This window comes from Plantibacter sp. ME-Dv--P-095 (assembly GCF_030209365.1).
Classification (GTDB): Bacteria; Actinomycetota; Actinomycetes; order Actinomycetales; family Microbacteriaceae; genus Plantibacter.
Genome location: NZ_JARVSB010000015.1, coordinates 1 through 22,160, shown reverse-complemented (window position 1 = coordinate 22,160; position 22,160 = coordinate 1). Strand labels below are relative to the sequence as shown.

Genomic DNA, 22,160 nt, shown 5'->3' with positions numbered 1-22,160 from the left:
CTGGTCGCCGGCATCATGGGCGGGCTTCGGGCAATTGCCTGAGGTGCGGCCCTCACCATCCGGAGCCGACGACGCCGCGTCCGATCGGAGGACGCCGCATGAGCCGCCGCATCGTTCGCGCAACCGGCGCATCACTCCTGCTCGCTTCCGCCCTCTCCCTCCCAGCCCTCTCAGCAAGCGCCTCCACCTCATCCATGGCAGCCTCGACGATCGAAACCGACAGCCGCCCAGCCGCGCCTCGAGCGATCACCGGTTATGGCTGGGGCCAGCTCGTTAACTACGTCACCCCCGACGGATCCTTCGCCTACTGCATCGACGTGCAAGCTGACTGGCCCTCCGGTGCGACGAGCGGTGGAGGCCTCGTCGGCGGCATCGGCGCGATACCCGGCACCCGCGACGTCGGCGGCACCGAGCTCGCGATCCTGAACGCAGGCTTGTCCCGGTTCGGGCAGACGACCGACAACGACACCGCGGCAGCCGTCGCCGCGTTCGTGTACGCCTTCACCTCTCAGAACCACCCTGGCTACGAGGGTGCCGTCCACTACATCGGCCAGAAAGCCGACGGGCACGACGCCGCTGTGACGGCGGCCTTCAACACCATCTGGACCTGGGCTGGCGAGAACTGGGCCACAGCGGCAGGCGCAAACTTCGCGACCACGACCATCGTCATGGCTGACAGCACAACCGGATACATCGACGTCGCCGTCGATCCCGCCACCGCGACCGGCACGCTCGCCTTCACCGGCGCGCACGAGACCGGGACCGGTGCAACCTCGGTCGCCGTCGGCAACGGGTCTCGCATCGAGATCACCGGTGACCCTGTCGACGGCATCGCTGACTACGACATCCACGCCGACGGCTCCTGGACCACTCCCGGCGGATACGCCTCCGAGACGTGGATGTACGAGACGCCAGGCCAGCAGCGCCTCGCCCGCGGCAGCGACAACCACTCCCCCCTCCCGTTCGCATCCGCAGCCAGCACGACCTCCTCGACGACGTTCCAGCCGATCGTGACGAGCGAGATGCAGCAGACGCTCGTCCCAGTCGGCGGCGCCATCATCGACCACGCAACCTGCGAACTCTCCCCCGACAGCACGAGCACCAACTGGAGGCGCAACCGGGACGGCGACGGTGTCGAAGTCATCTGGGACGTCGCGATCTACGCCAAGCTCCCCGGCGAGGACAGCCTCCCCGATGTCCCTGCAGACCGGCCCGTACTTGGCACGGCCACAGCCACTTGCGACGAGGTCGGCGACGTCATGGAAGCCAGCTTCCCCCGGCCCGAAGAAGTCGGCGGGCCGATCACGGCGGTCTGGTCACTCGACCTCGACAAGCAGTCCGACACCACCAAGCCAGTCCTGCAGGGACCGTGGCACGACGCGTTCGGGCTGCCCGACGAGACCACGGCCATCCCGCGCGTCACGACGAAAGCCGTGCCTTCAGTGACGGAGGGCGAGCAGTACGGCGACACCGCCCACCACGAAGATGCCTCTCTCTACCCCGACACCGCCGTGCAGACCTTTACGGCCTACCGCATCACCGACGGCCAGCCCGTTTGCGATGCAACGACCGAATACCTGCCGGAATCGGCGCCGATCCTGGTCAACGGCCGCACCGATGTCCCCGGACCGACCTTCACCGCCAACCGCGACATGGGCACCGGGGTCAACTGGATCGAACGCACCTACGCCGATGACACGAAGCAGGTGCTCCTCAGCGAAGGTGTCTGTGGACAGGAGGGTGAGCAGACGCGTTTCGTCGACCGCCCAGGGCAGGCGCTCGCGAGCACCGGCTTCGACGGCGCCACGCTCGCCGCCGGCGCCGCCGGCGCCGCCGGCACGATTCTGCTCGGAGCCTCGCCATTCGTCGTTCGCGGTGTCAGGCGGCGTCGATCCAGCATGACCAACTCGAGCGAGACGGTCGCAGGATGAGCGGCGAACAGAAGGACCCCGCGTCCGACCTCGGGCAGGACCAGCAAGAGTGGGTGGAGACGTATCGGCGCGGGCTACGATTCCGAATCCCAGAGCCGGACTCTGACGAGGTGTTCGACAACTTCGAGGACGTTCACGGCGATGACCCCCGGCCGGAGGCCGATGTGCAACGCAGAATCGCAGAAGCACAGATGGATCTGCTCCTCCGCTTCACCGGGGCGTCGGACTACGCAAACAGCCACGACCCCGACTCATGGCTCGACACGTTCTACGCATTGGCAGGCAAATGGCACGGGCACGACGCCACGATGGATGAACAACTGGAGAGCATTGACCAAGTTCTCTCGCAGACCGGCGGGCCGCTATGGCGTCCGGACTCGTACCTCCCGTTGGACGAGGTTCACGAAGCTGCGGCAGATGCCGTGCGTGCGAGCCCAGAAACCGCGCCGTCGACCTCAGCTTCGAGCTGGCGAGAGCCACCCCGTCTCATCGACTGGACTCCGGACGAGGACCCAGCCGCGGGGTACCTTCGGGAGCTCCGCGCAAGTCGCCAACGGACACAGGAGTCGGGCGTACCCGAGCGTTCCGAAAACGCGCTGCCGCTGGATTCGAGGGGGCGGCTAACCTGGTTGGCTCGGAAGCTCCCGAGAAGAGTCCTCCGACCGCGCTCAGACGACACCCACCGCGACGCTCGTCCGATGCATCCGTCCGCGTCCGGCGGAGGTCTGGAGCTTTAGAGCGGTCCGCTCTCTGCGATCAGCAAAATCGAGCATCAGAGAAGGCCCGCAGCACCCGGCAGCCGTCCTCACAACTGTCCAGGTGGCCGCGCCGCACCGCGGCAGGTGTCACAGTGCAATCAACGGAACGCGGACAGGCAGAGGACTCAGGGAGCGCCGACTACCTGGTGTGCCTGGGGCCGCTGCATCTACTGGAACTAAGTCACGGTGCCCATCACGCGTCGGCTGGTCAAACTCATGTACGCGGATAGCCTGTGACGAATGGAGCTAGCGCTCCGGTTGAACGACGACCTGCCCGGCGACGAGGGTCATGACGACCCTGGCATCACCAAGGGTCGTCGGGTCAGCGGTCCGAGGGTCCTGGTCGAGGACGGTGAGGTCTGCCGGCGCGCCGACGACGATCATCCCACCCTCCTGGCCGATCGTCCGGTGCGGCTCGACGGTGAATCCTCGGAGGGCTTCATCCGCCGACAGAGCCTGATCGGGCTGGATCGGAACGACATCCGGGCGATCGTGGGGCCGACGGAGCTGCGCGTCGGCGAGGATGCCGACCGCGTCACTCGGAGCCACCGGCCAGTCCGAACCGAGCGCCAACGGGACACCGCCGGCGACCAGGTCGTGCATCCGGAACCCCCGCGCCGTCCGATCCGAGCCCAGCCTCCGCGACCAATTGTCGGTGCCGTCGGCCTTCGTATAGAGCGTGCAGTGCGTCGGCTGCATACTCGCCGTAGCCCCGGAGGCGATGAACGCCGCCAGGGTCTCGTCGGTCATCGTCTCGATGTGTTCGATGCGGTGCGTCGCACTGCCGCGTGGGAGCGAGGCGATCACGTCCACGACGTAGTCGATCCCGGCGTCTCCGATCGCGTGCGTGGTGGTGGGGATGGCGCGCCGATCGAGTTCGACCATGGCCTCCCGGTACCCCTCCGGCGCGAGCCATAGAGACGCGGTGGACTCGCCATGGCAGTCCGGCTCATGGAGCCAGGCGGTGCCGTTGTCGATCGTGCCGTCGATCATGAGCTTGACGCCCTGGACGATCCAGCGTCGTCCCCCGACGCCCTGCAACGCCTGCAGACGCTCGACCTCCTCGACGGCCGTTCCGGGGTAGAACCACGGCGACATGCGCAGTCGGATCGGAAGTTCCCTGGCGGCTTCGATGGCCCGGAGGAGGTCTTCCGTCTCCGGGGCGAGATCCTGGACCTGACCCGCGGTGAAGCCGGCTTCGGCCATCTGCCTGAGCAACGCGTACAGACGTTCGACCCGCTCGTCGAACGTCTGCTCCGGCACATGCCGCTCGACGAGCGTGAACGCGTTGACCTCCAGGAGATACCCGGTCGGGCGCCCTTCTGCGTCGGTCACCACACGTGATCCGTCGTCGAACGTCTCCGTCCCGTCGCACTGCGCGATCCGCATCGCGGCCGTCGATGCGAGGGCGGCGTGCGCGTCGAAGAACCGGATGAAGACCGGACGCTCGCCGGCGACCTCGTCGAGGACCGAGTTGTCGACGGAGCCGTCTCCGAACACGTTCGGGTCGAGCCCCCATCCCAGCAGCCACTCGTCGGCGCGGAGGGTGTCGAGTTCCGCGAACAACCGTTGCCGGACATCGTCCAGGGAGTCGCATCCGTTGAGGTCTGCGCCGCGAGCGAGGCCGAGGCCGAACACCGGATGGATGTGGCTGTCGACGAATCCCGGCAGGACCGTGGAGTCGTGGAGCTCCAGCACGCTCGTGTCCTGGCCGACATGGCTCATGATCACGTCGCGGCTGCCGACCGCGACGATGCGTCCGTCGCGGACAGCGACGCCCTCGGCGACGTCGGATGGACCGACCATCGTGACGACGTTTCCGAAGATAGCGAAGTCTGCGCTCATCGCTGCGCACCCCCGGTCACGGCGACACCCTCCGTGCCGCCGATGCGCGCGTAGATCTCAGGTCGATGCCGCCGGAGCACGAGTCCGTAGATCGACCCGCCGACGAGCACCATCGGGACGACGGCGAGGATGATCGTATTCACGACAGGTCCGGCGGACGTGAGGCTGTTGATCGTCACCACCATGATGCCCAGCAGGACGGCCATGATCACGAGTGAGAGCACCACCATCGGGAGCACGTACCAGCGGCGCGCGATGTGACGGTTCCGCAGGATGAACATCAGCACGGCGACCGAGGTCAGGAGCTGCAGGCTGATCACGCCGTACACGCCGGGCGAGTTGACGAGGATGACGAGCGAACGCAGCGGATCGAGTCCGGCGAGACCGAAGGCGAGCACGACGAGGACGGCGACCGCGTTCTGGACGACGCTCGCGAGCCACGGCGATCCCTGTCGGTTGGTCCGGGAGAACATCGGAGGGAGGATGCCGTCGCGAGACAGGGCGAAACTGTAGCGGTTGATGGCGTTGTGGAAGGCGAGTTGCCCGGCGAAGATGCTCGAGACGATCAGAGCGAACATCACCGTGACGCCCCACGGACCGACGTAGTCGCTCATGGCTCGGAAGAAGAATCCAGCAGGATCCTCGGCGATCACTCCCTGGACGGCGGAGTCTCCGAACGCCTGCGTCACGACCCACAGCGTCGCACCGTAGAACGTCGCGAGGAACGCCACCGCGATGTAGGTCGCCCGAGGAATGGATCGGTCCGGGTCACGGGTCTCGTTGCGGTACAGGACCGTGGACTCGAACCCCATAAACGCGGCGAAGCCAAATCCGAGGACGGCGAACATGTTCGGTGTGAAGACGTTCTCGGGTGCGAGGACGCCGAATTCCAGCTGACCGGCCCGTTGACCGAGGATCGCGATCGCCAAGACGAGGAGTAGGACCGTCTCGAGGACGAGGAACACGCCGAGCACCTTGGCGCCGACATCGACGCCAGCGGAAGCGAGCGCCATGACGAGTCCGACGCCGATGAGGGCGAGCGCCCACCAGGGTACGGCGACGCCGAACATGGTCGACAACATGGCCTCAGCCATCTGTCCGAACAACCCCCAGAGCCCGATCTGGAGCAGGTTGTAGGAGATCCACGCGAGGAAGCCCGATGCTAGGCCGATGACCTTCCCCAGTCCCACCGAGATGTACGTGTAGAAGCCGCCCATCACCCGGAGGTGACGTGCCATGAAGAGGAACCCGACCGAGAACACTGCGAGGGACGCCCCGGCGACGACGTACACCAGCGGCGCTGAGATGCCGCCGATGAGGACGGCGAGCGGAGCGATACCGGCGAGCGCGCTGAGTGGAGCGGCTGCCGACACCACGAGGAACACGACCCCCCACGGGCCGAGAGCGGCCTGTTTCAAACGGCCTGTCGTCTCGGTCGTCTCACCGTCGAGTTGCTGAACACTCATGAGTGCCTCCTTCGCTGATCGGCGGCATCCCTTGAGCGGTCTCTGCCGGATTGTGGTCCGAGTGTGCACTATCGGCAGCTGATGCGCAATCGATTGTTCATCATCGGTTCATCTCGATCCATCACCTAGGCTCGTCACGGAGGAGCGGACATGCCCACGAGACGAATCGCGACGCTGCAGGATGTCGCCGACCTGTGCGGCATCTCCCGAGGTACGGCGTCACGCGCACTCACAGGCGGAGGACGAGTCTCCGCGGAGACTCGTGCGAAGGTGCAGGATGCCGCGCGACGACTCGACTACGTCACGAACAGCGGCGCGCGGAACCTCCGACGAGCGCGAGCCGGCGCGGTCGGCCTCTGGCTCCCTCGGGATCTCCGCTTCATGGATTACTACATGAACTTCACCTTCGGCTTGGTCGAAGGCACACAGGACGAAGAGCTGACGGTCTCCCTCATCCCCGGAAACCTCGCTGGACGCAAAGTCGCCGGACTCCATGTCGATGGGTTCGTCCTCGCAGACGTCGACGCGCACGACGATCTGGCCCGAGCGATCCTGCGCGACCCGCGGCCGACGGTCAGCTCGGAGCTCGTTCCTCCGGAGCTACCCCAGCCTGCCGGTGTGGTGGCCGCCGACCACGCCTCGGCCGTACGCCACGTCCTCGAGCGTCTGCGTGAAGGCGGCTCGTCCACGATCGGCATCCTCGCTCCGGATCTCGATCAGATGTGGGTCCGGGAGGTCAGCCAAGCGGCGCGCGAATGGTCGTCCGCCAATGGGGTGGGCGTCCATGTCACCCTGCTCCACAGGGTCCCGACGTCGCCGGAACTGTCCGAGATCGTGCGCGGCATGCTCACCGACCGACCCGAGCTCGACGCGATCCTCTGCCTCCCGGAAGGTCTCGGCGTCGGGGTGCTGACGGCGCTGCACGCGTCCGGACGATCGGTGCCCGGTGACATCCAGCTCGCCTCGTATACGGACAGCCCGTCACTGCTCATCGTCGATCCCCCGGTCTCCGCCGTGGACCTCCGTCCGCGGGAGGCCGGCATCCGCGCCGGGCGCGCATTGGTCGCACTCCTGCAGGATCCAGCCTCCGACGGCGACGTCTCTCGAGCGGCACCGCAGGTCGACTGGCTCGACCTGCCGTTCCGGGCGCGCGGGTCAACGAGGGCGGCGTCGGCAGATTGACCCTGTACATCAGGTGATTCAAATGCAAAACTATGTGCACTTCAGGCCGACGACGATGTCGGATGAGAGAGGGACACATCATGCGCGTGGTCATCATCGGAGCTGGCATCGGCGGACTCGCCACGGCACTCAGCCTCGAAGCCGCCGGATTCCGGGACATCCAGATCTACGATCGGGTCGCACGGATCCGCGGACTCGGCGTCGGCATCAATCTGCTCCCCCATGCCCTCCGCGAGCTCACCGAGCTCGGCCTCGCCGAGCGCATTGCGTCGCTCGGGGTCGCGCCGTCACGACTCGGCTATCACAACCGACGCGGGCAGCTCATCTGGCAGGAGCCGCGTGGTCTCGCCGCGGGCTACCGGTGGCCGCAGCAGTCCGTACACCGCGGGCGCCTGCAGCTCGAGCTTCTCGATGTGGTGCGCGAGCGCCTCGGAGACCGGGTCCACGCCTCGCACCGACTCGTCGAGGTGATCTCCGGCACCGACCGTGACCGCGTGGTGTTCGATACGCCGGACGGGCCGGCCGACGTCACTGCCGATCTCGTGGTCGCCGCCGACGGCATCCACTCCGCCGTGCGCGCGCAGTATTACCCGATGGAGGGCCCGCCGCGCGAGAGCGGTTTGACGCTCTGGCGTGGAACGACGGTCGCAGCGCCGTTCCTGGACGGCACGACGATGATCATGGCCGGCGACTCGGACCAGAAGTTCGTCGCCTACCCGCTGTCCCCGCCCGACGCCGACGGGCTGGCACGCATCAACTTCGTCGCCGAGCAACGCGGCGCAGCGTCCGCAGCGGTCGACTGGAACGCTCCAGTCGATCCCGCGCCGATCGTCGAGCGCTTCCGCGACTGGTCGTTCGACTGGTTGGACATCCCCGGACTCATCGGTGCGGCTGACGAGATCCTGGAGTACCCGATGGTCGACCGGGACGCGCTTCCGCGCTGGACCTTCGGTCGCACGACGTTGCTGGGCGACGCCGCGCATGCGATGTACCCGAACGGGTCGAACGGCGCATCGCAGGCGATCATCGATGCGAGGACGCTCGCTCATCGACTCGCGACCTGCGCGACGGTCGACGAGGCCTTGGAGAGCTATGAGGCGGAACGCCGCCCACGCACCGCCGCCCTGCTGGAGGAGACCCGCAGGACCGGCCCGGAACAGGTGATGCAACTCGCCTACGAGCGCGCGCCCGAGGGGTTCGAGCACATCGACGACGTGATCCCGGCCGCGGAGCTCGCGGCCATCGCGGATGGGTACAAGCGGGCTGCCGGGTTCCATCCCGAGGCGCTGAACCTGCGCCCGTCGCTCAGCGCCCGGGTGCGGGCATGACGCTCGACGCCTCGCGACTCGCCGCCGTGATCTCGCCGCTGCGGCGGGCGTTGCTCGCCGCAGCGAAGGAGCGGGAGGGGTTGCCGAACATCCCGGACGCGCAGATCGAGGTCTTGCGGGCGCTTCCGCCCGGGGTGGTCCGATCGCCTGGCGAGCTCGCAGCCGAGCTGGGCCTCCAGCGGTCGACGTTGAGCAATCTGCTCGGCGGAATGGAGCAGACCGATCTCATCACCCGGCAGCCGGGGGCCGGTGACCGTCGCCAGGTCGAGGTGCGCGCCTCAACGCTGGCGCTCCAGCACCTCACCGCGTTCGACCAGGCAGCCACCGAAATCCTGGCCGACGTCACCGGCGCCCTCGGTCCGGACGATCAACGACTCCTGTCCGATGCGCTGCCCTCGTTGGAACGACTCCGCGCGGCCCTGCAGACCCGACCGAAACCGCTCCCCGACCACCGATCGAAAGACCTCCGCACATGACCACCCAGGCACCTGTACCCACGCTCGTCCCAGCCTTCGACGCGATCGTGACCCTGGGCGAGCTCCAGGACCACGGACCCACTCGAGCCGGCCACCGCCGGATCATCCCGGTCACCGGCGGTTCGCTGCGCGGTGATGTCGAGGCGGAGATCCTTCCCGGCGGAGCCGATTGGCAGATCATGCGTACCGACGGCGCCTTGGAGATCGACGGGCGGTACTCGGCGCGGACGCGGTCCGGAGACCTCGTCCATCTGCGGGTCAGCGGCGTGCGAAGTGGGAGCCCAGCCGTCCTCGCGTCACTCCTCGCGGGGGCCGAGGTCCCACCCGCCGAGTACTACTTCCGCACCAGTGTCAGCATCGAGACCTCCGCTCCCCGGCTGGAGCACCTTCAGCACTCGCTGTTCGTCGCGTCCTGCGTCCGGCGCGCGGCGACGGTCGAGTACCGCGCCTACCGCGTCACCTAGCAGCCCACTGCTGGATGCCCGGTGAGTCTCCGGCGGAGCCCCGCGGTCACGACAGCAGGCGTTGCTCGTCGAGGGCCGCATCGGCGACCGCATCGGAGCGGCTCAGGGTCTCGCCGCGGAAGAAGGCGGGTGAGGCCTTCGCCTGGATGAACATGATGACGATGCCGACCACGAACACCAGCACACCCATGATGCCGACCAGCCCCACCCCGAGGATCTGGCTTCCGGAGCCGAACGCCGGGTCCATGGCGTCCCAGAGAGTCTGCGCGAAGATGACCAGGAGCATCACCCCGCCGATCCCGGGTAGGACCACCTGAGCGAGCACGGCCTTCCAGCCGGTCGCAATGGCCTGCTTGCGGAAGTACCAGGTACTGGCCAAGGCGGTGAGGCCGTAGTAGAAGCACACCATGATGCTCAGCGTCGTGATCGTGTCCCAGAGCGTGTCCTCGCTCACGAAGCGGAGGACCGCGTAGAACACGGACGCGACGATCGATGAGGTCAGGAGCGCTGCCGACGGCGATTTGTATCGCGGATGGATGCGCTTCAGCCCGGCGGGAAGGGCGCCGTAGTGGGCCATCGCGAGCATCGTGCGCGCCGGCGAGATCGCGGTCGAGTTGATGGATGCCATGGCGCTGACCAGGATCGCCAGGGACAACAGGATCGCCGCAGGTCCCATCACCGGGTTCGCGAGCGCGGCGAAGACGTTCTCCGCGATGTCCGGATTACCAAGTCCGGTCCCGGTCGTACCGGTGCCGGCGAATGCGAGGGTCGCCGCCGCGATCCCGACGTACATCACGACGAGCAGGACGAGAAGAATCGATGCCGCCTTGCTCTCGGTGGAGATCCGGCCGCGCGCGGCCCTGGTCTCCTCGCCCATCGTGAGGACCGTGTCCCATCCCCAATAGACGAAGATCGAGACGGCGAGCCCTGCGGAGAATGCACTGAATCCGTCGATGCGGGTCGGGTCGAACCACGACAGGTCCGGGACGCGGCCGGCCGGGTTGGCGTCGTCGGCCGCTCCGGCGAGGAGGGCGATGAGGAACCACACGAGGATGGCCATCTGGAACGCGACGGCGCAGTACTGGAACACCTTGGTTGACGTCATCCCCCGGTAGGAGATGAACGTGGCGATCGCCATGAAGGCGAGACAGGTCGCGACGTTGATGGCCGGGTTCTCCGTCAACAGCGCCAGCGATGGATCGCGGAACAGGATCGCGAGGCTCTGGTAGAAGAAGTCGACGGCAATGCCTGCGAGATTGGACAGGACGAGCACCGTCGATGCCACGAGTCCCCAACCGGTGAGCCATCCGACCCACGCCCCGAAGGCACGCGAGCCCCAGGTGAACGACGTCCCCGAATCCGGCATCGCCGTGTTCAGCGCCCGGTATCCGAACGCCACGAGGAGCATCGGGATGAAGCCGACGAGGAAGATCGCGGGGGTCTGATCCCCCACCACACTCGCCGCCGGGCCGACCGACGCGGTGAGCGTGATCGCCGGCGCACAGGTCGAGATCCCCAGGACCAGCGCTCCGAGCACCCCGATCTGTCCCCGGGGCAGGCCTTTCCTGCTCAAGCCGGTCACGGCGTCCAGGGAACGTGTCTGCGGGCTCGGGCCGCTGAGGTCGAACGTGTCCACGCCAGGCCAGTCTTTCTCGAGGGTGATGCAGGACGCGCGTCGTCGATGACGGCGGACGGGTCGTGTCACCTGAGAGAGGCCGACCAGAAGCTGACGTTAGGAGTCAATGCGCAATTGTGTCAATAGCGATTTCTTTACTGGATATTCACTCTCGACCTAGACCGACATACGGTGTATGTTTTCCTTTCGACGCGAGGGACCCGACCCGGACGCGACCCAAGGAGACAACGTGCCGATCACGGTCGATCCGATCTTCGACGCCGCATTGACGGAAGCAGCCGCGGCTCCAAGACTGCCGCGGGGCGACGCCGCAGCCCGCCGCGCCGCGCTCGATCCGCTCCTCGCGGAGGAGTTCCGGCGCATGGGTCCCACACCCGACGTCTCGCATCGTGATGTCCGCCTGCCGGTGGACGATGGGCAGGAGATCCTCGCGCGCTGGTACAGCCGCGTCGGATCGGCGCCTGGATCGGCGGTGGTGTTCTTGCACGGCGGCGGTCTGATCGCCGGTTCGGTCGAGATCTACCACCCCTACGTGGCGCACCACGTGCACTGGTCCGGGGTGCCGATCCTCTCCGTCGACTACCGCTTGGCCCCCGCCGCCACTGGCGACACCCCGGCGCAGGACGCGATGGCCGCCCTGCGCTGGTTGTCCGAACACGCGACCGAGTTGGGGGTCGATCCACACCGGCTGGCACTCATGGGAGACTCCGCCGGCGGTGGAATCGCGGCGGCGGCGGCGATCATCGCGCGCGACAACGGGATCGAAGTCGCCCGCCAGATCCTCATCTTCCCGATGCTCGACGATCGCACGGTCGGCGCGGATCCCTCACTCGGCCGACCGGGCATCTGGACGGACGACGACAACTACACCGGCTGGCATGCGCTGCTCGGCGACCGTCTGGGGACCGACGCGGTCTCGGCGTATGCCGCCCCCGCACGGCTCGGGGACTTCTCGCGCCTTGCGCCGGCATACATCGAGGTCGGAAGCGTCGACCTCTTCCGCGATGAGAGCATCGACTACGCGCGCAGATTGTTGCGGGCGGGGGTACAGACGGAACTGCACGTCCACCCCGGCGCACCGCACGCCTACGACTCGATGGCCCTCGACTCGGCGTTCGCGGACCGTTGGAGGGCGGATCGCACCCGAGCACTCATGGGGATTTGAGCCGCCGCGCGTCGCGGCCTAGCGTTCCTCGGTCGGTCGGCCCTGCGGCCGAGCGGACGCGATGAGCATCCGTAGCCCCAGCTCGAACGCTCGCGTCGCCACCGGGTCGAGCGGGTCCTCGTCCTCCAGAGCGACGAACGCCGCGGCGAACCGGGGGAACCGATCCTCCTGTCCGCTGGGATCGAAGACGACGGTCGGACCAGACATGTCCAGCACGCTGCCCAGGATGAACGACTCGAACGCGGTCAGGAGCGGCAGGACGTCGCCGATCCGCCATCCGACGGCTTCCGCCGCGACGACGAAGTCCTCGTACTCGGCGAGGAGCACTGGCGCGGACACCTTGGTGGTCATGAGGAGCGGGATCGTCTTCGGATGGTTCGCGAACGCCCGTCGGTAGGACGTCGCCCAGGCGAACAATCCCTCCTCCCACGGCTGTTCGACGAGCGGCCGTGAGTCGATCGGCGCCGACACCAGCGCTCGTACGTCCTCGACCATGGCGGCACGGCTCGGCACGTGGTTGTACAACGACGCCGGATTCACGCCGAGCTTCGCGGCCACACGGCGGATGCTCGCACCCTCGACGCCCTCTCGGTCCACGAGTGCGAGGGCGGTGCGGGCGATGAGATCACGACTGAGTAGGGGTCTCGGCGGTCGAGCGATAGGAACCTCCTTGTACGCACCCCAGCCTATCCGTTGAAGAAGTCTGGTGCTCAAGAAACAAACGCTGTATGTTTTAGTCCCAACGCGCCGGATCGCCGTGCGTATTCGGAAATGAGACTCATGGACAACTCGACTTTCACCGTCGTCGAAGCCGACATTCGGCAGCTGAACGCTGCGATGGACGAGGGGCTCGTGACGAGCGTGGAACTCGTCGCCCGCTATCTCAATCGCATCGCCTTCTATGATCGGTCGGGCATCCGGCTCAACGCCGTTCCTGTCATCAGTCCCCGCGCGTTCGACGACGCGCGCGCTTCCGATCTCCGGCGTGCCGACGGAGGGTCGCTCGGGCTGCTCGACGGCATCCCGTTCACCGCGAAGGACAGCTACGCCGTGGCGGGGATGACCGTGTCAGCCGGATCTCCTGCCTTCTCCGACGTCGTCGCGTCGCGGGATGCGTTCGCCATCGACCGACTCCGGAAGGCCGGCGCGGTCTTCCTCGGTCTGACCAACATGCCGCCGATGGCGGCCGGCGGGATGCAGCGCGGTCTCTACGGTCGGGCGGAATCCCCGTACGATCCCGGCTTCCTGACGTCGGCCTTCGGCTCCGGATCGTCGAACGGGTCGGGTACGGCGACGGCGGCGAGCTTCGCCGCCTTCGGACTCGCAGAGGAGACCTGGTCCTCGGGCCGGGCGCCGGCGTCGAACAACGGGCTCGTGGCGTACACGCCGTCCCGCGGCGTGATCTCCCTCCGAGGCAACTGGCCGTTGGTACCGACCATGGACGTCGTCGTTCCGCACACCCGGACCATGTCCGATATGCAGATCGTCGTGGACACGCTGATCGCCGACGACCTGGACACGGACGGCGACTTCTGGCGGACCCAGCCGTGGATCGCTCTCCCCCGCCCGTCGGAGCTGCGACCCGGCTCGCTCGTCGACCTCGACCCACTGCCCCTGAAGGGTCTGCGATTCGCGGTGCCGCGGATGTACATCAATGGAGACGCCGAGTCCGCCCACCCGATCACGACCCGTGAGAGTGTCATCGCCCTCTGGTCGACCCTGCGAGCTGAGCTCGAGGCCGCCGGCGCGGAAGTGGTCGAAACCGCCTTCCCGGCAGTCGACAACTACGAGCGATTGCATGAGGGCGACCTCGACCTCGTCGAGCGAGGCCTGGTCACGGAGCAGTACCTCCTCGACGAGGTGGGCGCATTATCGATCTGGGCGATGGACGACCACCTCCGACGGAACGCCGACCCGACGCTCCACCGGCTCGCCGACGCGGACGCGCCGCGCATCTTCCCCAAGCCGCAGGGAGCCCTCGACGACCGATACGGTCGGTTCCCGTTCGACATCGCGTACGACATCGCCGACTACGTCCCGCGGGCCGCTGAGCGCGTCGTCGACTGGGCCGAGATCCCCGGCTTGGAACAGGGGCTTCGCGGCCTGGAAGCGGCGCGGCGCAGCGACCTGGAAGCCTGGATGGACGAGGAACGCCTCGATGCGGTGATCTTCCCCGCAGCCGCCGACATCGGCCCGGCGGATGCGGACGTGAACCCGCGATCCGCCGACATCGCCTGGCAGAACGGTGTCTGGGTGTCGAACGGCAACCTGGTGCCGAGGCACCTCGGGGTCCCGACGTTCACCGTCCCGATGGGCGTCATGGACGACCTGGGAATGCCCGTGGGCGCGACCATCGCCGGGCGCGCGCACGACGACGTTCGCCTCATGCGGATCGCCGCAGCCGTCGAGTCCCTCCGTCAGCGACGAGTAGCACCCGGGAGGACGCCGACGCTCGCGACCGAGCAACTCTTCCCCACCGCAGCTCCCGCCGCACCGGGTTCGATCACCGTGGCGATCGGAACGGTGACGGTCGACGCTGGAGCGCACGACGACGTGGTCCGGTTCACGGCCACGGTAACCGGTGGCGTCGCCGATGAGGCCGTCGCCTCCGTCGACGGCGTGCCGGTGCAACTCACCCGGCGAGGGGACCGGCTCGAGGGCGAACTCACCGTCCCCGCCGGTCGCTTCGAGCAGCCGCACAGCGAATGGCGGGCGCCGTACGGTCCCCTCGTCGTGGTCGTGGTCAGGCAGTCCGGTGGAGCCACCGTCGGGGCTGTCGCCACGACGCTGGCAGCGCCCTTCTGACCTCGAACGTTCAGCTCCACTTCCACCTCACCATCTGTAGACCATTGGAGAAACATCATGGGGACCGAGTACTTCGACTACTTCCAACACGTCGAGCTCCCCTCGCCGGCACTCCCGGATGACGAGGTCCGGAGGCTGTTCACCGCCACGTTCGGCGTCGACGTCGACGTCCGGTCGCTCGGCAGTCAGCAGGATCAGAACTTCCGGGTCTTCGAACGAGGTTCAAGCAACCCGCTCGGCGTGCTGAAGCTGAGCAACCCAGCCTTCAGCGAGACCGAGATCGCGATGCAGGACGCCGCATCCGCGCTCGTCGGTGAACGCGAGCCAGCGCTCAGAGTCCCCCGTGCCGTCGTCGGACCGCGGGGCACGATGAGCGCCTGGTGGGACACCTCGCAGGGTCGCATCCACGCGCGGGTGATCGAGAACCTCGAAGGACGGACCCTGATGGGCTCCGGTCATCTCTCCGCCGCCGTCGTCGAGCGCATGGGGGATCTCGCGGCGAGAGTCAGCCTGGCCCTCGCCGACTTCGAGCACCCGGCCGCAGATCGGGTGCTCCAGTGGGACCTCAGGCATGCCGGCCGCGTCATCGACACGCTGCTCCCGTTGGAGCCGGAGGCCGACGTGCGGGCGACCATCCGAGCCGCCGCGGACGACGCGCTCCTCGCCCTCGACCGCGTAGCGGACGGACTGCCGATCCAGGCCGGACACTTCGACATCACCGACGACAACGTGCTGCGCCGCTCCGACGAACCACTCCCGGACGCGGTGATCGACTTCGGGGACGTCGTCCGCTCGTGGCGCGTGGGCGAGATCGCGGTGACGGTGTCCTCGATCCTCCACCACGACGGGGCGACGATCACCTCCGGGCTTCCTGCGATCAGGGCCTTCCACGCACGCCGACCGCTCGATGAACACGAACGGACCGCGCTCTGGCCCCTGGTCGTGCTGCGCGGCGCCGTGCTCGCACTGAGCGGCCGTCAGCAGGTTCGACTGGACCGGGAGAACACCTACGCGAGCGATGCCCTCGATCGCGAGATGCGCATCCTGGAGGTCGCGGCATCCGTGCCCGTGCAGGTGATGACCTCCCTCATCCGCGACGCCCTGGGGGAACCATCCCGTGCCGGCGTCGAGTGGCTGGGGGCTCCCCTACTCACCTTCGCTCGCGGGGTCGCCATCGATGCCGGCACTCTCTCCGAGGTGAACGCCGAAGGCGCTTGGATGCGCGAGGACACGCTCGCCGGCGCGGCCCTGGCAGCCCTGGACGACGGGGCTGACGCCGCTTTCCTCCCGCCGTGGCGGCCTGTACTCACCGGCGCACCTGCTCGCACCCCGTCCGCCCCGGCGACCGTCCCCACCGGGATGAGCCTGTGGCTCGCCGAAGCGACACCGGTCGACCGCCTCGGCACGGTGAGCGCCGTCCGGCCGGGCATGATCGCCGTCACAGGCGAGCACGGGACGATCACCGTCTCCGGCTTGCCCGTCACCGGAGCCGACGTCCTGCCCGCGCGCACACCACTGTTCGTCCAGCTGCACCACGGTCCGGAGTCCCCCGCCCCGGAACGCACCACTGCGGCCCTCGTACCCGGGTGGCGATCGCTCCTCGGCGACCCCGGACCGGCATTCGGCCTCTCCCCGCAACACCCGGACCCCCGCGACGACGTGCTCGGCCGTCGCGACGCCGTGCTCGCGGAGGTGCAAGAGCACTACTACGCCCACCCGCCTCAGATCGAACGCGGGTGGAAGGAGTACCTCATCGACGTGGAGGGGCGGGTCTACCTGGACATGGTCAACAACATCGCGTCGGTCGGCCATGCGCACCCCCGTGTCGCTGACGCGGCGTACCGACAGCTGCGACTCCTGAACACGAACTCCCGGTTCCACTACCGGGCCATCGCCGATTACGCGGAGCGGATCGCAGCGACGTTGCCCGACGAGCTGGACACGGTGTTCTTCGTGAACTCAGGCTCGGAGGCGGTCGACCTGGCCATCCGGCTCGCCCAGGCCTCGACCGGGCGCGACGACGTCGTCGCGATGCGTGAGGCGTACCACGGGTGGACCTACGCGAGCGACGCCGTCTCAACCTCGATCGCCGACAACCCGTCCGCGCTCGAGACGCGTCCCGACTGGGTGCACACCGTCGCCGCAGCCAACTCCTACCGGGGCTCCCATCGTGGTGCCGATGCGGTGAAGTACGCACCGGAGGCGGCGGAGGTGATCGACGCCCTCGCCGCAGCCGGCACCCCACCCGCAGCTTTCCTCTGCGAGTCCTATTTCGGCAACGCGGGCGGCGTCGCACTGCCCGACGGCTACCTCCGTCAGGTGTACGCGGCGGTCCGGCGCCACGGCGGCATCGCGATTGCCGATGAGGTCCAGGTCGGGTTCGGCCGCCTGGGCGAGTGGTTCTGGGGGTTCCAGCAGCAAGACGCCGTGCCCGACGTCGTGGCCGTCGCGAAGTCGATCGGCGCCGGTCAGCCGATCGGGGCCGTGATCACAAGCCGGGCGATCGCCGATCGGTATCGGACGCAGGGCTACTTCTTCTCGTCGACCGGCGGCTCGCCGCTCTCATCGGTGGTCGGTCTGGCCGTCCTCGACGTCATCCGCGACGAAGGCCTGCAGGAGAACGCCCGACGGGTCGGCAGTCACCTGAAGTCGCGGCTCGAAACCCTGCGCGATCAGTATCCGATCATCGGTGCCGTCCATGGTTCCGGGCTCTACCTGGGACTCGAATTCATCCGGGATCAGGACACGCTCGAACCCGCGACGCTCGAGACGGCAGCCATCTGCGACCGGCTGCGAGAGCTCGGGGTCATCATGCAACCGACCGGGGACCACCTCAACGTGTTCAAGATCAAGCCACCCCTCTGCATCACCGAGGAGTCCGCGGACTACTTCGTCGACGCCGTCGCACACGTCCTGGCGACGGGCTGGTGAACCGCTCGACGAGCTCCACCGTCGTCCCGAACCGTCATCCTCTCCCACCCACCCCGACCGAATCGAGTACCCCCATGTGGCGCATGCCAGCTGAGACCGCGGAACACACCCGAACGTGGATGGCCTTCCCGCGCGAGGGTTTCACCCTCGGAGACACGCTCGCCGCCCGCGAGGAAGGCTACGCCGCCTGGACCGCGGTGGCTCATGCGATCTTGGAGTTCGAGCCCGTCTCGATGGTGGTCGACCCGACCGAGATCGGGCGCGCACGACGGATGCTGGACCCGTCCATCGAGATCATCGAAGCGCCGGTCGACGAGTTCTGGATGCGGGATATGGGACCGACCTTCGTCCTCGATCCCGACCGACCGGGAACGCTCGGCGCGGTCGACTGGATCTTCAACGGTTGGGGTGCCCCGGCGTGGGCGGAGTGGCAGCAGTCCGCTCGCGTCGCGCGACTCGTCGGCGAGCACGTCGGCGCGGAGATCGTCTCCTCCCTGCTGGTCGCGGAAGGTGGCGGACTCCACGTCGACGGGACCGGCACCGTCCTGCTCACGGAGACGGTTCAGCTCGATCCCCGACGCAACCCCTTCGCCGACCGAGCGCGCGTCGAGGCGGAGATGGCTCGGACGATCGGCGCCGAGCACGCGGTCTGGCTCTCGCAGGGGCTGACGCGGGACTACGAGGATCTGGGCACGAACGGCCACGTCGACATCGTCGCGACCTTCGCCGCTCCGGACCGCCTACTCCTCCACGACCAGCTCGACGCGGGGCACCCGGACGCCGCGGTGATGCCGGTCCTCCGGCGCGAGCTGGAGGAGCAGTTCGAAGCGCTCGGACGTTCGGTGGAGATCGTCCCCCTGCCCGGGCCGACGACGATCCGCGACGAGGGGGGCTTCGTCGACTGGAGCTACGTCAACCACCTCGTGGTCAACGGCGGGGTGATCGCCTGCGGCTTCGGCGAGGAGGCAGCCGACGCCCGGGCACGCTCGATCCTGAGTGACGCCTACCCCGGACGCACCATCTCCACCGTCGACGCACTGCCACTCTTCGCCCGTGGCGGCGGTATCCACTGCATCACCCAACAACAGCCGGCGCTCACCCCCGTGAGCTGAGCTCCCCCTCCATACCGACACATCCGGCGATCGAGCCGGGGAACGAGGTCATCATGGCTCCAACCGGTAACGACACGCGGCTCCCACTCAACACGAGACGCGCCATATCCACCTTCGGGCTGTCCGTGCTGGGGCTGCTTGCCGGCAATCTGCTCCCGTTCATGGTCCTCGCGCTCGAGCAGTCGCTCGGCATGGGGGCCACCGAGGCCGGCGCAGTGATGACCGGTTCCCTGCTCGCCAGCGCGGTGTCGTGCGTGGCCACCACCCGCTTGGCCGAGGGAGCGCGTCGCACCCTCGTCGCGCGGATCGGCCTGGCACTGGCGGCCGTGGCGTTCACCGTAGCAGCGCTCAACCCCGGTGCCAGTGTCACCGTCATCGCGATCGTCGCGGGAGGTCTCGGCACCGGCGGGGCGCTCTCCGCAAGCGGTGCTGCACTCGCAGCGCTGCGCAACCCGAACCGGATGTCAGCTGCGAACGGCCTGGTCAACCGCGTCGTCGTGACCATCATCCTAGCCGTCGTGCCGCTGATCGGCATCACGACCGGCAGCGTCTTCGGTGTCATCGCCGGTGCGGCGTTCCTCCTCTTCTTCGCCGCGACCTGGCTGCCTCGAGCACCGATCGTCGCAGTCGATCCCCTCCCCTCGGCAGCATCCGGCCAGCACGTAACCACGGGGAACCCACGTCCCTCCCGCTCCATCACCATCGCCGGAGTCGCACTTCTGGCCATGTACGCGGTCTGGGCCGTGAGCGAGGATTCGGTGTGGGCGCTCGCCGGCATCATGGGCGCGGATCAGTCCGGTCTGACCGATGCCGGCCTCGGCCTCGTCCTGAGCGCCTCGAGCGCGGGCGGACTCGTCGCGGCGGTCGTCCTGATGTTCCTCGGCGAACGGATCGGCCGTGCCGTTCCGCTCGCGGTCCTCCTCGTCGCGGGCGGAGCGCTGAAGCTCGTCGCAGCGGTCACGACGGACCCGACCGTCTACACGATCGCGCTGATCGCCTGGAACACCGCCTACCTGGCCGTGTTCCTCCTGTTCATCGCCACAGCAGCCGCCTTGGACGCGAACGGTCGGTTCTCCGGCCCGGCGATCGGCGTCTATCTCTTCGGATCGGCCTTCTCGCCACTGGTCGGCGGATGGCTGGCGGAGACGTTCGGGTACCCCGGCTTCGGGTGGGCGATTGCGCTCGTCAGCTGGATGCTGGTGGTACCGGTCGTCGTCGTGGCCCGTCTGTCCACCCGCGTGGAACAGCGGATGGACACATCCGAGAAATCGACCGTCGCAACAAAGGAGATGACCCGATGAACGCTCGCACCATCATCTCGGGTGCTCGGATCATGGATCCGGGCGCGCGTGCAGCTACCCGAGCCGCTACGACCGACACCGTGGACGTGGTCGTCGAGGACGGGAGGATCCGCTCCGTCGGTGAGCGCGTCAGCGTTCGACCGGACGACGTCGTGATCGACGCCAGCGGTACCGTCCTCCTTCCCGGATTCGTCGACTCGCACGTGCATCTCGTGTGGACCGGCCAGAGCCTGGCGAACGTCGCACTCACCGACGCAGCCGACCTCGCGGAGATCCAGCGGCGACTCGCCGCCGAACGTTTCCGGTTGGGCGACGATGCGACCGTCCTCCGCGGCCGCGGCTGGCTCTTCGACGCGGTCGACGGTGAGCCGACGGCTGCGATGATCGACGAAGTGGTCGCCGACATCCCCGTCTTCCTCGATTCGAACGACATGCACTCGATCTGGGTGAACACGGCTGGCCTGCAGGCCCTCGGAGTCGACTCGTCGACGCCCGATCCAGCCGGCGGTCGACTGTCTCGGCACCCGTCCGGCGAGCCCGCCGGAATGCTCTATGAGCGTGCCGCGCATGAGATCGGCTGGGCCCATGTCACGGCGACGACCAGCGATGCCGATCGCGTGGAGTCCGTGCTCCGGGCGCTCGACGCGTTCGCGGCGGCCGGAGTCACGTCCGTCATCGACATGGGGATGGACGAGGACGGTTGGCGGGCGCTCCGAACGGCGGCCTCCCAACTCGGGGGTTCCCTACCCGTCCGCGTCTCGGCGCACTGGCTGGTGGTCGACACCGGCGATGACGAGGGCAACCTGGCCCAGATCCGTCGCGCAGCCGAGGTCGCCGCCGACGGGTCGGACTGGCTCTCGATGATCGGGGTCAAGCTCGTCCTGGACGGCGTGATCGACGCGTGCACGGCGGCAATGACGTACCCCTATGCCGACGGCAGTAACGGCGACCTGATGTGGGACCCCCAGCGGCTCGAACGAGCGGCCGTCGCCGCCGACGCGTCAGGCCTCCGGATCGCCATCCACGCCATCGGCGACCTCGCCAGCGACGTGGCCCTGGACGTACTCGAGTCGGTCGTGGAGGCGAACCCGCCGTGGGACCGACGCCCGCGGCTGGAGCATCTCGAGGTGGTCTCGGAGGCGACGCCCGCGCGGATGGCCGCACTCGGGGTCACGGCGTCGGTCCAACCCGTGCACGCCGACCCCGCGATCCAACCGAACTGGCGTGCGCAGCTCGGCGACGAACGGGCCGAGCGCGGATATCCGTGGCGGTCGTTCAGCGACGCGGGAGCACGGCTGGCGTTCGGAACCGATGCCCCCACCGCGCCGCATGAAGCGCTGGACAACCTCTACATCGCGACGACGCGACGCTCCATCATCGATCCGGCTCTGCCCGCACACACCCTGCACTCCGCAGTGCTCCCCGATGCCGCACTCCGACACGCGACGATCGACTCGGCGGCGTCCTTCGCCGCCGACGGCCGCATCGGGCGTCTCGAACCGGGGTACCTCGCAGACCTGGTCGCGTTGGATCGGCATCCGTTGGACGCCGGCGGGTTCCGCGAGAACACTGTGGCCTTCACCATGACGGGCGGTGACGTCGTCTTCCGTTCGACGGTATCCCTGGACGTCCCGGACCAATCCGGACCAGACGATCCACCTCGTGAGTCGGACTGACACCACACCCCCGCCGGTGTCGCCCTGATCCGGGCACCGCGCCAGCACCAGCAGCACCTCAGACAAAGGAGCACACCAGTGAGC

General features: G+C 68.0%; 14 protein-coding genes and 1 pseudogene. 11 read left to right on the top strand and 4 right to left on the bottom strand.

Annotated elements, in window-relative coordinates; translation table 11 throughout:
- The first annotated feature begins 98 nt into the window (after positions 1 to 98).
- A complete protein-coding gene (locus tag QRN26_RS18000; RefSeq protein ID WP_285037780.1) occupies positions 99 to 1,931 on the top strand; it encodes a hypothetical protein in 1,833 nt (610 codons plus the stop codon).
- Between the two features lie 1,004 nt (positions 1,932 to 2,935).
- Here QRN26_RS18000 and QRN26_RS17995 read toward each other — a convergent pair.
- Together QRN26_RS17995 and QRN26_RS17990 are read right to left on the bottom strand one after the other, a co-directional pair.
- The gene (locus QRN26_RS17995) at positions 2,936 to 4,534 is read right to left on the bottom strand and encodes an amidohydrolase (protein ID WP_285037779.1); all 1,599 of its coding nucleotides are present in this window, start codon (positions 4,532 to 4,534) and stop codon (positions 2,936 to 2,938) included.
- Positions 4,531 to 6,000: an APC family permease gene (locus QRN26_RS17990; protein WP_285037778.1), complete on the bottom strand. Its 1,470-nt coding sequence runs from the start codon at positions 5,998 to 6,000 to the stop codon at positions 4,531 to 4,533. Before QRN26_RS17990 ends, QRN26_RS17995 begins: the two co-directional genes overlap by 4 nt.
- 150 nt (positions 6,001 to 6,150) lie before the next feature.
- Here QRN26_RS17990 and QRN26_RS17985 point away from each other — a divergent pair, with 150 nt between their 5' ends.
- The 4 genes from QRN26_RS17985 (at position 6,151) to QRN26_RS17970 (ending at position 9,450) form a co-directional block, all read left to right on the top strand.
- Positions 6,151 to 7,182 (top strand): LacI family DNA-binding transcriptional regulator, encoded by a 1,032-nt coding sequence (locus tag QRN26_RS17985; protein ID WP_056781271.1) that lies wholly within the window; start codon positions 6,151 to 6,153, stop codon positions 7,180 to 7,182.
- 62 nt (positions 7,183 to 7,244) lie between these two features.
- A complete protein-coding gene (locus tag QRN26_RS17980) occupies positions 7,245 to 8,510 on the top strand; it encodes a flavin-dependent oxidoreductase (RefSeq protein WP_235522645.1) in 1,266 nt (421 codons plus the stop codon).
- Positions 8,507 to 8,986, top strand: a complete 480-nt coding sequence (locus tag QRN26_RS17975; RefSeq protein ID WP_056013325.1) for a MarR family winged helix-turn-helix transcriptional regulator — start codon at positions 8,507 to 8,509, stop codon at positions 8,984 to 8,986. The genes QRN26_RS17980 and QRN26_RS17975 overlap by 4 nt, the downstream gene beginning before the upstream one ends.
- Positions 8,983 to 9,450, top strand: a complete 468-nt coding sequence (locus QRN26_RS17970) for a DUF3237 domain-containing protein (RefSeq protein ID WP_056013328.1) — start codon at positions 8,983 to 8,985, stop codon at positions 9,448 to 9,450. Before QRN26_RS17975 ends, QRN26_RS17970 begins: the two co-directional genes overlap by 4 nt.
- 46 nt (positions 9,451 to 9,496) lie before the next feature.
- Here QRN26_RS17970 and QRN26_RS17965 read toward each other — a convergent pair whose 3' ends face one another.
- A complete protein-coding gene (locus QRN26_RS17965; RefSeq protein ID WP_285037777.1) occupies positions 9,497 to 11,086 on the bottom strand; it encodes an APC family permease in 1,590 nt (529 codons plus the stop codon).
- A gap of 229 nt (positions 11,087 to 11,315) precedes the next feature.
- Between QRN26_RS17965 and QRN26_RS17960 the strand changes: the two genes are divergently transcribed.
- Positions 11,316 to 12,251: an alpha/beta hydrolase fold domain-containing protein gene (locus QRN26_RS17960; RefSeq protein ID WP_056013330.1), complete on the top strand. Its 936-nt coding sequence runs from the start codon at positions 11,316 to 11,318 to the stop codon at positions 12,249 to 12,251.
- An 18-nt stretch (positions 12,252 to 12,269) separates the two neighbouring features.
- On the opposite strand, the gene QRN26_RS17955 is transcribed toward QRN26_RS17960, so the two are convergent.
- Positions 12,270 to 12,965 (bottom strand): TetR/AcrR family transcriptional regulator, encoded by a 696-nt coding sequence (locus QRN26_RS17955; protein ID WP_082456092.1) that lies wholly within the window; start codon positions 12,963 to 12,965, stop codon positions 12,270 to 12,272.
- Between the two features lie 66 nt (positions 12,966 to 13,031).
- Between QRN26_RS17955 and QRN26_RS17950 the strand changes: the two are divergent.
- The 5 genes and pseudogenes from QRN26_RS17950 to QRN26_RS17930 form a co-directional block, all read left to right on the top strand.
- A pseudogene (locus QRN26_RS17950) lies at positions 13,032 to 14,705 on the top strand (amidase); the annotation flags it as partial.
- A gap of 408 nt (positions 14,706 to 15,113) precedes the next feature.
- The gene (locus QRN26_RS17945; RefSeq protein ID WP_285037776.1) at positions 15,114 to 17,987 is read left to right on the top strand and encodes an aminotransferase; all 2,874 of its coding nucleotides are present in this window, start codon (positions 15,114 to 15,116) and stop codon (positions 17,985 to 17,987) included.
- 83 nt (positions 17,988 to 18,070) lie between these two features.
- Positions 18,071 to 19,099 carry an agmatine deiminase family protein gene (locus QRN26_RS17940; protein WP_350223934.1) on the top strand — a complete coding sequence of 343 codons (1,029 nt, stop codon included), beginning with the start codon at positions 18,071 to 18,073 and terminating at the stop codon, positions 19,097 to 19,099.
- A 53-nt stretch (positions 19,100 to 19,152) separates the two neighbouring features.
- Positions 19,153 to 20,400 carry an MFS transporter gene (locus tag QRN26_RS17935; protein ID WP_285037774.1) on the top strand — a complete coding sequence of 416 codons (1,248 nt, stop codon included), beginning with the start codon at positions 19,153 to 19,155 and terminating at the stop codon, positions 20,398 to 20,400.
- Positions 20,397 to 22,076, top strand: a complete 1,680-nt coding sequence (locus QRN26_RS17930) for an amidohydrolase (protein WP_285037773.1) — start codon at positions 20,397 to 20,399, stop codon at positions 22,074 to 22,076. Before QRN26_RS17935 ends, QRN26_RS17930 begins: the two co-directional genes overlap by 4 nt.
- Positions 22,077 to 22,160: the final 84 nt, after the last annotated feature.

Bases quoted from the DNA above. Each gene is read 5' to 3' on its own strand.
- QRN26_RS17940 (WP_350223934.1), top strand. From the start codon at position 18,071: ATGCCAGCTGAGACCGCGGAACACACCCGAACGTGGATGGCCTTCCCG.
- QRN26_RS17990 (WP_285037778.1), bottom strand. From the start codon at position 6,000: ATGAGTGTTCAGCAACTCGACGGTGAGACGACCGAGACGACAGGCCGT.
- QRN26_RS17945 (WP_285037776.1), top strand. From the start codon at position 15,114: ATGGGGACCGAGTACTTCGACTACTTCCAACACGTCGAGCTCCCCTCG.
- QRN26_RS17985 (WP_056781271.1), top strand. From the start codon at position 6,151: ATGCCCACGAGACGAATCGCGACGCTGCAGGATGTCGCCGACCTGTGC.
- QRN26_RS17980 (WP_235522645.1), top strand. From the start codon at position 7,245: ATGAGAGAGGGACACATCATGCGCGTGGTCATCATCGGAGCTGGCATC.
- QRN26_RS17995 (WP_285037779.1), bottom strand. From the start codon at position 4,534: ATGAGCGCAGACTTCGCTATCTTCGGAAACGTCGTCACGATGGTCGGT.
- QRN26_RS17935 (WP_285037774.1), top strand. From the start codon at position 19,153: ATGGCTCCAACCGGTAACGACACGCGGCTCCCACTCAACACGAGACGC.
- QRN26_RS17930 (WP_285037773.1), top strand. From the start codon at position 20,397: ATGAACGCTCGCACCATCATCTCGGGTGCTCGGATCATGGATCCGGGC.
- QRN26_RS18000 (WP_285037780.1), top strand. From the start codon at position 99: ATGAGCCGCCGCATCGTTCGCGCAACCGGCGCATCACTCCTGCTCGCT.
- QRN26_RS17970 (WP_056013328.1), top strand. From the start codon at position 8,983: ATGACCACCCAGGCACCTGTACCCACGCTCGTCCCAGCCTTCGACGCG.
- QRN26_RS17975 (WP_056013325.1), top strand. From the start codon at position 8,507: ATGACGCTCGACGCCTCGCGACTCGCCGCCGTGATCTCGCCGCTGCGG.